General features: G+C 38.7%; 13 protein-coding genes. 1 reads left to right on the top strand and 12 read right to left on the bottom strand.

Annotated elements, in window-relative coordinates; translation table 11 throughout:
• Positions 1-233: 233 nt before the first annotated feature.
• On the bottom strand, positions 234-1,523 hold the full coding sequence (locus tag INP51_RS03030) for an ABC transporter substrate-binding protein (RefSeq protein ID WP_193736274.1): 1,290 nt from the start codon (positions 1,521-1,523) through the stop codon (positions 234-236).
• A gap of 226 nt (positions 1,524-1,749) precedes the next feature.
• Between INP51_RS03030 and INP51_RS03025 the strand changes: the two genes are divergently transcribed.
• Positions 1,750-2,664 (top strand): AraC family transcriptional regulator, encoded by a 915-nt coding sequence (locus tag INP51_RS03025; RefSeq protein WP_193736273.1) that lies wholly within the window; start codon positions 1,750-1,752, stop codon positions 2,662-2,664.
• A 44-nt stretch (positions 2,665-2,708) separates the two neighbouring features.
• On the opposite strand, the gene INP51_RS03020 is transcribed toward INP51_RS03025, so the two are convergent.
• From INP51_RS03020 to INP51_RS02970, 11 genes are all read right to left on the bottom strand, one after another.
• Positions 2,709-3,629 carry an ABC transporter permease gene (locus INP51_RS03020; protein WP_193736272.1) on the bottom strand — a complete coding sequence of 307 codons (921 nt, stop codon included), beginning with the start codon at positions 3,627-3,629 and terminating at the stop codon, positions 2,709-2,711.
• A gap of 1 nt (position 3,630) precedes the next feature.
• Positions 3,631-4,701, bottom strand: a complete 1,071-nt coding sequence (locus INP51_RS03015; protein WP_193736271.1) for an ABC transporter permease — start codon at positions 4,699-4,701, stop codon at positions 3,631-3,633.
• Positions 4,688-6,232, bottom strand: coding sequence for an ABC transporter ATP-binding protein (locus tag INP51_RS03010; RefSeq protein WP_193736270.1), 1,545 nt, complete (start codon positions 6,230-6,232; stop codon positions 4,688-4,690). The genes INP51_RS03015 and INP51_RS03010 overlap by 14 nt, the downstream gene beginning before the upstream one ends.
• A gap of 65 nt (positions 6,233-6,297) precedes the next feature.
• The gene (locus INP51_RS03005) at positions 6,298-7,344 is read right to left on the bottom strand and encodes a BMP family protein (protein WP_193736269.1); all 1,047 of its coding nucleotides are present in this window, start codon (positions 7,342-7,344) and stop codon (positions 6,298-6,300) included.
• Positions 7,345-7,503: 159 nt separating this feature from the next.
• On the bottom strand, positions 7,504-8,256 hold the full coding sequence (locus INP51_RS03000) for a response regulator transcription factor (RefSeq protein ID WP_193736268.1): 753 nt from the start codon (positions 8,254-8,256) through the stop codon (positions 7,504-7,506).
• 15 nt (positions 8,257-8,271) lie between these two features.
• A complete protein-coding gene (locus tag INP51_RS02995; RefSeq protein ID WP_193736267.1) occupies positions 8,272-9,975 on the bottom strand; it encodes a cache domain-containing sensor histidine kinase in 1,704 nt (567 codons plus the stop codon).
• Entirely contained in the window at positions 9,959-10,873 is a 915-nt protein-coding gene (locus INP51_RS02990; protein ID WP_268885823.1) for a BMP family protein, read from the bottom strand. The genes INP51_RS02995 and INP51_RS02990 overlap by 17 nt, the downstream gene beginning before the upstream one ends.
• 311 nt (positions 10,874-11,184) lie before the next feature.
• Positions 11,185-11,454, bottom strand: coding sequence for a type II toxin-antitoxin system RelE family toxin (locus tag INP51_RS02985; RefSeq protein WP_193736265.1), 270 nt, complete (start codon positions 11,452-11,454; stop codon positions 11,185-11,187).
• Positions 11,451-11,672, bottom strand: a complete 222-nt coding sequence (relB, locus tag INP51_RS02980; protein WP_193736264.1) for a type II toxin-antitoxin system RelB family antitoxin — start codon at positions 11,670-11,672, stop codon at positions 11,451-11,453. Before relB ends, INP51_RS02985 begins: the two co-directional genes overlap by 4 nt.
• A 258-nt stretch (positions 11,673-11,930) precedes the next feature.
• Entirely contained in the window at positions 11,931-13,157 is a 1,227-nt protein-coding gene (locus tag INP51_RS02975) for an ABC transporter substrate-binding protein (protein WP_193736263.1), read from the bottom strand.
• Between the two features lie 16 nt (positions 13,158-13,173).
• On the bottom strand, positions 13,174-14,283 hold the full coding sequence (locus tag INP51_RS02970) for a glycoside hydrolase family 172 protein (RefSeq protein WP_193737219.1): 1,110 nt from the start codon (positions 14,281-14,283) through the stop codon (positions 13,174-13,176).
• Positions 14,284-14,306 lie beyond the last annotated feature (23 nt).

The following is a 14,306-nucleotide window of genomic DNA, read 5'->3' as shown; positions in this document are numbered from 1 at the left end:
ACCAGTCATAAAAAGACATATATAATGCTCTCACAAAAGGCCATATAAAAAACATGAGATTCAGTAGAACAGCCGGAAGGATAAAAAGGAAATTCAATGTTTCACCTTTTTTATTCTTAATATGCACGATGCTCACCAATTCCTTTCTAAAAATGGAATTTCTTGTTTCTTATCTTTTTTAGAAGCAACAAGACAATGTCTCTCATCATCTTGCTACTTCTGAATTGAAACTACTATTCTTCTAGTATAGAGTTAATCTTTTTGGCAGCACTCGTAAATGCTTCTTCCGCAGTCATTTGTTCATTTAATGCCGCCTGCATCCCATCCAAAAAAGGTGCATACATTTCATTATATTTCAAGCTATAAGGCGCGCGTCCTACTTTTAATGCTTCTTGTGTCACTTTAAACTCCGGTCTTTCATTAAAATATTCATTCTCAAACAAATCAGACCGTGCAGGTATCATTCCATATTGTGCCAGTTCTTCAACTTGTATATCTTCTGATAAACAATATTGAATGAAATCCCATGCCACCTCTGGATTTTTACATCCTCTGCTAATTGCGAGACTATCTCCTCCTGAGAAAGATGTAAAGTTTTTACCATCTTTTGCTGGAATCAACGAAATACCGATAGAAATATCTCCATACTCCCCATTTAATATATTCCAGACCGCAGCACTTCCCAGAACTACCATGCTCGCTTTACCAGTGGTAAAAGCATCTGTCGCCTCACCAAAATCATAGGAATTAACACTTGCAGGTGTAACTTTATATTTATTCGTTAAATCACAAAAAAATTGTAAAGCCTCAATCGCCTCCGGTTGATCCAACAAGGATTTAGAACCATCTTCTGTCAACACATCTCCATCATTACTCCAGATATAGGGGACAAAAGTAAACATATTTCCACCCGCATCTCCACCGCTATAAACATATCCAGCATGATCCTCCGTCGTTAATTTTTCTGCATACTCCACTAATTCATCCCACGTGGCAGGAGCCTTGTCCGGATCCAACCCCGCTTCCTTAAAATGTTCCTTATTATATAGCAAAACAGATACATCGGGTCCAAAAGGGACAGCAAATTGCTGCTCTTCAAAAGTAGATAAACGAATCATACCCTCACTAAAAGTATCTTTAAAATCCATTTCATTTACCTTATCTGTAATATCAGTTAATGCACCAATTGATGAGTAGTAAGGAATTAAAACACTATCCATAGAAACAATATCCGGTTCGTTATTAGCCGATAACGCAATTGCAAATTGATCTGACAGTTCCGTCTGTTCAGCCACTTTGATTGTAACATGTGGGTTTTTCTCATGATACTTTTCTGATGCAATTTTGCAAACATCATAATAATTTTGACGTGCCCATAATGTCAATTCAACTTCATCATTGTCCGTTGTTTCTTTATTGGCTTTGTCTTTCGACTTATCCGATGTCACAGAATTGCCTCCACACCCCGTTAAACTAGCTAGAACCACAACCGACAACATTAAACTAAAAATTCTTCTTTTCATACTTTTAACCCTCCTGTACACCCTAAACCTTTTCGGTTATTAATGATTGCATATCTATCATAGTTGACGTATGTTTACAAGTAAATAAATTTTCTTAACAGCAATTTGTATTTTTTTATCATAGTTTTTTGTATTTTATTAGCATAGAAATAGTTAAATCATTGACTTTTCCTCGGTGTTATGTTATTTTCGTTGTATATTATCAACATGATAGAGGAGACTTTTTATGGAATATATTACACTTTCAACACCGCCATTCCCTTATTTCATCCACGCTGGTTCTGCATTATATCGTCCCGGCGATCGACATAGACGTCGTTCAAATCTGAATGTATTTGATATTATTTTTGTAGAATATGGAGATCTTTATATGTCGGATGGAGAGAATTCTTACCACTTGGCGGAAAATGATGCATTGATTCTTCATCCAAATCGAACACATTATGGATATAAAAACTGCAGTGCAGAAACCTATTTTCATTGGCTACATTTTTATACAACTGGGGAGTATACTTATTCCAACAGTATAAAAAATGAGTCCTACGACCCATATAAGGCAAATGTATACACAATTTCTTCTTCCAATATTGTAATACCATCCTTCCAAACTCTGACACAAGATAGAGGCACAACATTACTAAATCTCTTAAAACAGGTTGAAATGGTAAAAATCAACAAATACTACCCTCATGAAAACTCATCACAAGCTCATAAGGGAATCCTATTTTATCAGGAATTATTGATGAAAATTTTGTCTTTGATTATTCCAAATAGCGACACAGCATCACACAATAATATTGCATATGCAACATTGAACTATCTGCAAAGTCACTATTCCGATAATGTGACGTTATCGGACTTGGGCAATTTCCTTAATGTCCATCCCGTACATATCATCCGATGCGTGAAAAGGGAATATGACGTAACCCCAAATCAATTGTTGACGGATATTCGAATTAAAAACGCCAGAAATTATTTATTAAAATCTTCTTTAACCTGTTCAGAAATAGCCGAGATGACTGGATTTTCCTCCCCTTCTTATTTTAGTAAAGTATTTAAGCGTGTAGAAGGAGTAAGCCCTCTAGAATACAAGAGCATTAACACTCGCGACAATCAAAAACCGCCAGCCATTTCTGGCTGACGGATATGGATCTGTCCCTCTATTTTCTCAACTTCTGACATTGATCAGTTTTCTTTTATATAATTTGCTCCCAGTTTTTCCGGTGCTTTTAACTGTTTTCTACAGACTGTCAGTATAATGACCAGCAAGTACGGAAGTGCGCTAAATAGCTCACTGGGAAGCCCTGCCACCCCTAATGCTTTCACATAAACACCAATTGCATCCGATATACCAAATACCACTCCGAAGATCAAGGCACCAACGGGGTTCCAGTTACCCAAAAAGCAAATTCCAAACGCAATCCAGCCACGCCCATTGATAATCTCTGATGTGTACATTCCAACATTACATAAGGAATAGTATGCCCCTGCTATACCGCCGAGTCCCCCTGCCACAGCTACCGCCAGAAAACGGACGCGTCGGACATTGATTCCTGCCGCATCCGCTGCCTCCGGATTTTCTCCGCAAGAACGAAGCGTCAGACCTAATGACGTCTTAAACAAGACAAAGAAGATGATCGGAACCAGCAGATATGTGATATACGTTATTATATTCTGTGAAAAAATAACAGGTCCTATAACCGGGATTTTTGACAACAAAGGGATTTTTATGGTGTCCAATACTTTCACTTTTAATGGTGTCGTCTGTACACCGAAAATCACCCGGTAAAAGAATGTGCAAAACCCCGTCATAAGGATTGCTATGGCAGTACCCATTACAATCTGATGTTGGTTCATATAGACGGTAGTTAAACCGTATAGCATTGCCACTAAAACTCCGCATACCAAAGCAAGCAAGAAACCGATCCCAAGGTTTCCCGTGACATACGCACCTATAAAACCACCCCAGGCTCCAATCAGGAAAATCCCTTCAACCGCAGTAACCATCATTCCGGTTCGTTCTGCAATCACCTCTCCCAAAGCTCCAAGAATCAGAGGCGTACTCATAAAAAATGCTCTTGTAAGTAAATTCACAATATTTCCCATGTTATGCTTCCCCCTCTCCTGCCAGTTTTTGTTGTTTCATTCTCTTTAATTCAATTCTTCTTCTAAAAAAGAATGACATTAACACAAAGAGCATCACAAATCCCTGCATCAGATCAATAACACTTGCAGGTGCATCCGACGCATGTCCAAGAACAGTTCCGCCGACCTGAAGGAAACCAAACAACAGGGCTGCCGGAATAACCCCCAATGGATGTGCATTTGCAAGAATCGCAATTCCAATTCCATAAGAGCCAATCTGTGTATCAATATCCGTGAGTAACATATGCTGCATCCCGTTGATCTCTACCAGACCCGCCAAACCTGCAATTGCCCCACTGATTGTAAATGCGATCATATACTGTTTCTTCGGATTAATTCCTGACATTCTAGCCGCATCCTGATTCATACCTGTAACCCTCAAACGATATCCCAGAGCTGTTTTATATAAAACAAACCAAATTGCAGCTGCTGCCACAATAGAGATCACAATTCCCAGCGAAACCGATGTCCCGGGAATTATTTTAGGAAGCCAGGTTGTCTTATCCAGATAATCAGTCTTTAGATACTCATGTTTTGATTCCTGCAACACTGTTCTCAGCAGAAATTGCATAAGGTAAGTAATCACATACGTGGACATCATACTGATCAAGAATTCATTTGCATTGAACTTTGCCTTTAAAAACCCAATCAACAGTCCGACAGCACCGCCGCCAAGCATGCTGGCAAGCATTGCAAGAAGAATCACCAACACGCCCGGCAGTTTTTCACCAAGCCCAAGGGATACTGCCGCTGCACAGATACATCCTGTGTAAAACTGCCCCTGTGCACCAATATTGTACAAGTTTGCCTTGTAGGTAAATGCAAAGGCAAGTCCCGTCAAAATAAGAGGTGCCGTCTTAATCAGAATATTGCCCATCGTAAACGTATCCGCGAACGTCTCCGTAAACATGACAGACACTGCATGAAACGGATTGACACCCAGTAGAGGCAGGAAAATAAAGCTTGAAAACAATCCCAGAACGATAGCTAAAATTGTCCACAGAATGAAATCTTTCATATTATTTCTCTTCATGCTCATCATCCCCCTCAATCGTATAGCCTGCCATCAAAAGTCCGATTTCTTCCGTTGTCAGATCTCCGTTCTGGTAAATCCCCATGATTTTCCCTTTATAAAGTACAGCTATGCGGTCAGATAAAGAAAAAATCTCAGACAACTCTGTCGAAACCAGAAGTATACTTTTTCCCTGCCTTTTTTCTTCCAGAATGGTCTTATGTACATAATTAATTGCACCCAGATCTAAGCCTCTCGTTGGCTGATCAAAAATAACCACGTTATTGCCCATGTCAACTTCTCTTGCAACTACAACTTTCTGCTGATTTCCGCCTGACAAACTTCCCGCAGAGACAGAATGATCCGGCGCCTTAATTTTATAATCTTTGATTGCTGTCTTTGTATCCCGGTCTAATTTTTTCCAATCAATCATTCCTTTTTTGATCCATCTGGGAAGATAGCTTGCTTTCAACAACATGTTTTCCGATAAAGACATATCTGCAACCATGCCGTAACGAAAACGGTCAGAGGCAACATAGCCCATTCCATGGTGAATACGTTCTCTCACTGACAAATCAGAAATATCCTCTCCATCCAGTGTAATCTTTCCTTCTGTAATACTTCTGGCGCCATATATGGCTTCGCAGAGCTCCTGCTGACCATTTCCCGACACGCCTGCAAAGCCTAACACTTCTCCCTCATGGATATCAAATGTAATATCAGAAAGCAGCGGTGCTTGATTCTCCGGCCGAATCGAAACCTTTTCGACTGTAAGCCTTTTCTGGCGCTGACAACAATCCTCATTCCCGGGAGTCTGCAGCTTTTCCAAATCGTGTCCGATCATCATATGTGCCAGCTGAGTCTCTGTAATCGTTCCAATCTCCTCGGGATTTACGGTGCCACAAATACGCCCGTTTCGCATGACAATAATCCGATCTGAAACTTCAAAAACTTCCTTCATTTTATGTGTGATAAAAACAACAGAATTTCCTTTTGCAACATACTCTTTGACAAACTGCATCAGAGTTTCCGCTTCCTGCGGTGTCAATACAGCAGTAGGTTCATCCATAATCAGTACCTTTGCATTTAGATAAAGTGCTTTCAATATCTCGACTTTTTGCTGTGCTCCCACAGTTAGATTCTTCACATATTCGTCTGCACGGACTTCAAAATGATAACTGTCTGCGAGTTCCTGAATTTCTTTTTCCTTCGCTTTGTAGTCAATCTTTCCTTTGCAATTACCTAAAATTATATTTTCTGTAACTGTATGAGCCGGTACCAGAGAAAAATGCTGCTGAATCATAGATATTCCCAGATTCATCGCATCTCTTGGTGTATCAACTTTTCTTTCTTCCCCATGAATCAAAATGCTCCCAGATGTAGCGTGGTACAAGCCATATAAGATCTTCATGATCGTACTTTTACCGGCGCCATTTTCGCCAAGAAGCGCGACAACCTCTCCTTCTCCAATTTTCATAGATATATCATCGTTCGCCAACACTTTTGCAAATCTTTTTGTAATATGTTTTAATTCAATTGCCGGTGTTCCCATTACACCTCTCCTCCTGTTTTGATAAAAGGCGGTGTATGACACCGCCTGAACAAATCTTGTATGTTCTACTTTTTGGAGAAATACTGTTCCATATCAATTTTTCCATCTGAAATTTCATCTGTGGCTTTCTCTACTGCTTTCTTACACTCATCTGAGCACTGATCTGTATAGATAACTTCGAATACCCCTTCTTTTACTCCGACTTCCTGGGCACCCTTTAATTCACCACTTTTGACTCCTTTGATGATCCAGGGATATATATTTGGCCAATTCATATTCACCGATGCCGCCACACAGTCGCTCTCACTGTTTTTGTCTGCCGCATATCCGATAAATTTTGCATCCTTCTCTGCTGTCGCCTGAATAGAACCCGAGGTCGCTTCATTTGAATAACAGAACACCGTATCTGCACCATTGTCGATCATCTGTGATGTCATTGACTTTCCAACAGAGACATCCGTCCATGTATTTAAAAATGAACGGGTTGACGAAGCTCCTGATATTCCACGTTCTTCTGCCGTTTTTATCGCCATCGCCTCATAGGTATCCATCAGCTTAACCATTGCAGCGTTTGATTCTCCTCCAAGTGTAGCAAATTTTCCATTCGTTGTCGTATATCCCGCAATGATTCCTGCAAGGTAGGACCCCTCATACTCTTTTGGAAACACCGGAACCATGTTATCCGACTCACAGGCCGTACCATTGATCACAGTGTAAATCGTATCCGGATACTGCGGAGCAACTGCTGCGCAGGCTTCATCATACTGGCTTCCAGCTGACATAACCAGGTCATAGCCTTTCTCTCCATATTCTGTAAAAGTGGACTCAAATTCTTCTACCGGAACAGATTCTACAACTTCAATATTGGTTCCAAGTTCTTTATTACATGTTTCGGCACCTGCATTATTACTGGCATTCCAACTCTGATCATCAATGCTTCCCGGAAGGATCAGAACAATTTTCATACTACTGTAATCACCTTCGCCTTTTTTCTTAGCCGATGATCCCGATGATCCGGACGAACTGTTATCGGCTCCTCCTCCACATCCCGTCATCATTGCCAGTGTCATCACGGTGCACATAAATATTGCTAAAAATCTCCTTTTTCTCATAACAACTCTCCCTTTTTGTTTTTTTACTACATTTTATGATAAGTATACTTATTTTTGTTTACTTCTGACAGAGTAATATTCTACGATTATGTTTAATATTTTACTTTATCTATGTTTTACAAGCTATTTTTTGGTAATAATAAACACCCCTGAGACCTGTCACGATTTCAAGGGGTGTTTACTGTTTCTGAATTCTAATGGTGTGATCTGATTCATCTTTTTGAATGTAATGCTAAAATATCTTGAATCTTGAAATCCAACCATCTTAGACACATCCGATACTTTATACTCCGGTTGAAGCAGGTATTCCTTTGCTTTTTTCATTCGATACTCTAAAAGGTAATCTGACAAATTCATACCCATATTCTTCTTAAAAAGTTCTGACAGATAATTGGGGGAGATATACAATTCTTCTGCGATTATTTTCAAACCGATTTTTCCCGAAAAGTACAGTTCAATATAATCCACTGCCTGACGAACCAACAAGTTTGGAATATCCTTTTCCTGCACCTGTCCTTCTCGAAAATCCTCTTTCTTATCATCTGAAATTTGTTTTTGTTCAATCTCTTTTAATACCTGAATTAATTCTCTTGGTTTCGTAGGCTTGGTGAGATATCGGTATACACCAAGCTCAATCGCCCTCTGTGCAAATGTAAATTCCCCATAGCCGCTTAAAATCACAATCGCAATACGACTATCTCTCTCTCGAATATGTGCAATGAGGTCCAGCCCATTAAATTCCGGCATTTTAATATCTGTTATGATGACATCTGGTCTTTTCTCACTTATGTCTAACAGCGCTTTTCTGGCACCCTCATAGACTCCGATCACCTCCCATCCTTCTCTTTTATTCAGCAAATTATTTAATCCATTCCTGATTTTCGGTTCATCATCTACTATAACAATCCTCATAGTCTCACCTACTTTCTATTCGGAGGACTCTTTGGGAATCCACATCGTTATCTCTGTTCCTATATCTTTTTTTGATCTGATTTTCAATCCATACTCCGATCCATAGTGCAGTTGAATTCTCTTCTGAACATTGTGCATTCCAATACTATTCCCCTGTCCGGACTGTATCTTTTGAATGTCGCCTTCCGATATTCCTACACCATCGTCCTTAATTTGAAGTGACAACTTATCATCACATACCCATGCACTGATTTTCAAGCTTCCACCTTCAGGTTTCGTCTCAATCCCATGGGTAATCGCATTTTCCACAATGGGCTGTAAAGTCAATTTCGGGATACGCCAGATTCTTGCTTCTTGCGGAATATCTATAGAATAATTTAAACGGTCTTCCATCCTGCATTTCTGAATTCGTATGTAACTCTCAACATAATCGATTTCATCTTGTAACGTCACCATATTATCTCCCTGAATGGAATATTTCATCAAATCTCCAAGAGAGAGTACGATATCACTGATATCATCTTCCCCTCGTTCAATCAGCATCCAGTTTATAGTATCTAACGTATTATATAGGAAATGTGGGTTAATCTGCGCCTGCAGCGCACCTAATTCTGCATTTTTTTGCGTAATCTTCTCCTCGTATACTTTCTGAATCAAAAGTTTTATTTCATTAATCATGTAATTGAATGAGCGAATAAGCGATCCAATCTCATCTTTTCTTCTGGTAACAATCTGAATATTGAATTCTCCCTTTTCTGCCACTTTCATTGCTTCCGACAATTTTTTCATAGGCTTGGTCAACGTATAGGCAAGAATGATACTCATAATAAAACTCACTAACAAAAACAGAATCACTATATATATTATCTGTTTTCTCAAAATTGTCAGTTTGGGAAAAATATCTGCTGAAGATATGATTGAATAAATGGTCCACCCGGTAATTCCGTTATATTGTCCACATACATGATAATTCGTATTTGCCCAATGGAAGTCAAACTGTCTCTCTCCTGAATCAAAACGTTGAATTGCCTCCTCTGTATAATCAGCCTGCACACTATTGTTAGTGCAAATTGTATCATGGTTTTTATCAATGATCAATGTATGCTGGTGTTGAAATGTGCTTAAATTATTGATCAACAACTTCGCGAAACTATCCGGGTCAAATTCAATTACCAGAAAACCAATTACATTATTTTGCTTTGGATTAGTAATGGCCTTTGTCAACATTACCACTGACTTTTTTTTATACCCTTCTGTTCGCACAGAACATAAGCCTGACCAGATATCTCTGTCTGTTTTTTTAGTCGCTTTATCACAATAACCCCGTAACTGTTCGGTATCCTCAAACATACTTTCTGTTTTATATTGATATGTGACGTTTAAATCTTGATTCAATGTATAGATATTTGATATTGCCTTATATGATTGTGATAAATTCTGAAACCAAGTCAGAAGTTCCCCATCCAATTCACCTTGAATGCCTTCACCGGCAATTTTCTGTAACTGTAAATTTTCACTTGTATAATTCGTAAATTCATTAATTGTCCGAATTTGTTCTGTAATATTTATATCGATTAAATTCACGGTATTAGCCATATCATCTCTTTTATTCTCCAATATTAAGCGCTGTGCCGAATAATAGGAAGCATATCCTATAGCTATTGAAACAATGCAGATAATACTGACAAACATCAGACTCATTTTATTTCTTAAAGACATAGCTTTTCCTTTCTTCTGTCGAATATGGAGTCTCTCCCGCTTTCATCTTTTTCAATTTTTTCTCTACTAGACTTTGTGTCCTTGAAGAGATATTATTTGTATATACAGGATAAAACATCTCCTCATTCATTCCAATTTGATATAGTTTTTTATTTGACAGTTCCCCTTTTTCGTAATGTTCAATAATCCATTGATATAACTTTCCAAAATCAAATACAACGGATGCAATCACTACATCTGGGTTGATTTTTGTTTGATCCGTGCAAAAGCCGATTACTTTTGCATTATTCCGTTCAGCTGCTTCAATGCAGCCTAAACCGGCCTTATTAGCATACGTAAAAACTATATCAGCACCATCTTCGACCATTTGTTCCGTCATCATCTCTCCCAAATCAACATCATCCCAGCTGTTCGTATATGCACGTCGACTGGATGCATCAGTAAACCCACGGTTTGATGCAGTTTTAATTGCTGCTTTTTCATATATATCTAATAATTTGACCATCCATTTATTGGGATATCCTCCTATAACAGCAAATTTTCCGTTTTGGGTTTCACTTCCGGCAATCAATGCGGCAATATAGCTGGCTTCGTTCTCATTCGGTTGTACAGCCACTATATTTCTTGTTTTCTCTTTTACACCATTGATTACACAAAAAACAGTTTCTTTATGCTTAGGTGCAACGGCTTCCACCGCCTCTGTAAATTGTGACCCAACTGCTATAATTAATCTATATCCCTTATCCGCATATACATTCATTTCCTGTTCAAAATTACTTTCCTTTATATTTTCTACATATTCAATATTCTTTTCCATCTGGTTATTACAATTTCTGACCCCTTCAATGTTCGCCATATTCCAACTCAGATCATCTGCACCTCCTGATAGGATGACCATAATACGGTTTTCATCTGTTGCTGTTTTTCTTGGATTTCCATAATGGTAGCTTTCACAGGTAAGAAAGAAACCAACAAACATGATTACTATTGAAATGCCCAAAATCATATACCTTTTTTTCATTTTGTACCTGCTTTCACATTCTATAATAGCTACAGTATAGCACCCGGAAGAAAAATTCACCACAAAAAGTAAAAAAGAAGGACATTGAACGAGTGTTGTCAGCCGGAATTGCATTGGCATGCTGGTTCTCAAGAGGACTCGAAAGGTACAAACAAGGAAGGAGCGAGAAGCCCCTTCCTTGTTTGAAACTATTTTTTATAAATGTCTCTTCGATGCCCAATATTTAATGCAGTGATAACAAGCTTGTTATCTTCAATTAAGCATATCAATCTGTAATCACCAATTCTATATCTCCATTGTCCGCTACGATTGGATGTAAGTCCTTTTCCATGTAGACGCGGATTTTCGCATCTAATTAAATTTTTATCAATCCATGCTTTAATTATTCGTTTTGTGTATTTATCAAGTTTTTTAAATTCTTTATCAAATCTAGGCGTTGTTTCTACTCGGTAATTCATAAATTCGTTTCATCCCATAATTTCTCAATAGGTCTGCTTTTCTTTCCACTTTTTAGATATTCATTGTATGCATCATCGGCAACAGCAATGTCATACTCATCTTCTATTTTTTCAAATAACGCCCTTTTAAAGGCCTCTCCAACAGAAATAGAATGAATTTTTGCATAGCTATCAGCTAAATCTTTTTCTTCTTTTGACAATCTAATTGAAAATGCCATTTTAATAACTCCTTTCTTTCTATATAGTACATTGTACTATTCTCTGTTCCTATTTGTCAATACATTTCTATTATTCCCATAAGATTTTTTTTAATGAAATAACGTGCGTACCGTTCGGTACACGGCACTTTCACCGGTTAGAAACGTGCGCCGCCGGGCACACTAAAGTAAAAAAGAAGGACATTGAACGAGTATACCCAACTTAATTCAATATCCTTCTTTATTTTATTGTTCTGTGATTACCTTACATGATCTGAATCATACAATTTCGCCGGCACTGTCGCAAAACTCCTCCAACGTAATTTCATCTGTAACATATTTCTGAAACAGAACTCCTATTTTCTCAATTTCTGACATTGGATCATCTGACAAAGGTCTGGCCTTCAATTTTACATGTTCCACGTAGTCTTTCCAGATATCGAGATCCGGTATGCCGAGATCTTCATTTTCTATAATATCTAGCCTGGCTGGAAGATGATTCATGGCTTTTGCATATGCCATACTCCCTTCCCTGCTTGCTGCATATGATAGAAATTTTTTTGCTGCTTCTTTATGTTTCGATCCTTTGTTCAGCACATATTGCCAGCTTCCAACGTTGGCCGCTCGTTCGCGGAACATAGGCAGCGGTACAACATGAAGCTTATCCTCACCATACTTTCCTGCTTTTAGAAATGTATTTAGAATTCCGCTATACATGAAAATAGCTCCAGTCTTACCATTCATAAACTTTTGTTCCATTTGTTCATATTGGTCGAAAAGAACATCTACCGCAACTTTTCGATCCTTTAGCATATCATGCAAAAACTGCATCGCTTCTCTGGTATAGGGATCGGACCAATTTTGAAAGTCTCCACCAAACATGTTTATAAATTGAAGAATTTCGTTGTATGCATATGTGGCTTCCCAGGACCCTCCATATCCATACACCCCACTTCCATAATTGGTATTCAGCAGTTTTTTGAAGTCCTCCAGATCTGATATCTGATTAATTCCAGCTTTCTTTGTAACATCTTCATTGACCCAAAATACCATGATATCAAGTGCATAAGGTACAGAATACACCTTCGAATCTTTCATTACAATCTTTTCCATATAATCACTTGGATAACATTGTATAATATCCTTTGGCATAACCGCACTGTCCAGGGTCTCTAAGTAACCTTTATGTTTAAATTCGCTGATCATCTCATCATTGACCGTAATGATATCTACACTGGAATCCCCAGAAGAAAGTAATGTGGATATCTTCGCCTGACGATTATAAGCATTCGCAGGAGGCGAAGTTAAATTAATGTTAATATTTAGCTTTTTTTCAGCATCTTCCACATACTTTTGCACACCTGCCTTATCTGCATTTACATGCATCAAAGTAATACTGTCTTTATTCTCTTTCGTGGCTTTTTCCTGTACATTGTTTTCGGTATAGTTACATCCCGAAAGAAAAAGAATCACGCAGAGTCCAAACAACCCTATCTGTCTCTTCAAGCACTACACCTTTTCTTTATCTTGGCCATCTGTCCTCTTTTTTTTGCAAGGGCAGAAATGTATGATGAGGTTCAGACTGGTACCAGTAAGCAACACTGGCAACATCATCTTGTCGTTCAAATAAACCTCGATATCCAACTCCAATCTGCTGGATAGTCACTTTCAGATCCTCTTCAAAGCAGATTGGATCCTGAATATGCCAGCGGTAAAAGCCCCGCATTGGCATACAGTCATCATTGTGATACAAGTTATGGATCTCTTCATCATGGCTGGAATAGTATGGATACCCCAAATAGGGGGTACTGTAGTTTTGTTCTACCGTTTTTCCATCTATCTGTTTTGCAAAACTCCATGAACCGCCAAAATAATCTTCTGTGCCTGTTCCACAGATTGTCGGATATTCGTCATCACCATCCATATAGAATTTTATTTCACCTTCGCCCCACCAGTAACGTTCCAGTGTTGTCAGTGCCAGATAGGTTCCAACATAATGTCCTTTTCCTTTTACTGAATCAAGAATCACATAATCGTTCTGAAGTTCCGTAATTTTCTGTCTTCTCCACTGTGCATGGAAATAAGCGATATCTTCCGGGAGTTCTTCATGAAGCGCGTAATCAATCTGATAAAAGAAAGCCGGAATTGCATTGGTATGCTGGTTCTCAAGAGTTATTCTGGCCTTTTTTTGAAACGGCATCTGAAAATAACTGTTTAATCCACGGCTTGGAACCACTACAATCGGCAATGAATTCACATCACATTCTCTTCCAAACCCACAACAGAAGAAGTCTCCAAGTGGGCATTCTACGGAGGGTTTTTCTTCTTCATCCCAGTACATACGAAGTACCAGATCCCTCAAGACAAAGCAGTCTGCCTCTGTAGTCTTATTTGTCACAGTAATCCAGATATGATTAATGACACCAGGCCCTTCAATTTCCGCCAACGTTACAGTCTGACCGCTTGCAATATCATGCAGACAGGGATTTCCCTTCCTTGACGGTCCAAGGGGACTCGCTGTCATTCCGCCTTTCCCTTTTTCTCCACGCGGATTCTCCGCATTAATCGATCGGCTTTTTACATGTTTCGCCAATGGCAGAGACCCAAGAGCTCCTCCTGTTAAATCATACATCATGTAATACCTTCCTTTCTTTT

It is taken from the genome of Blautia liquoris, from assembly GCF_015159595.1.
Lineage (GTDB): Bacteria > Bacillota > Clostridia > Lachnospirales > Lachnospiraceae > Novisyntrophococcus > Novisyntrophococcus liquoris.
This window is presented reverse-complemented; position numbering and strand designations above follow the sequence as displayed.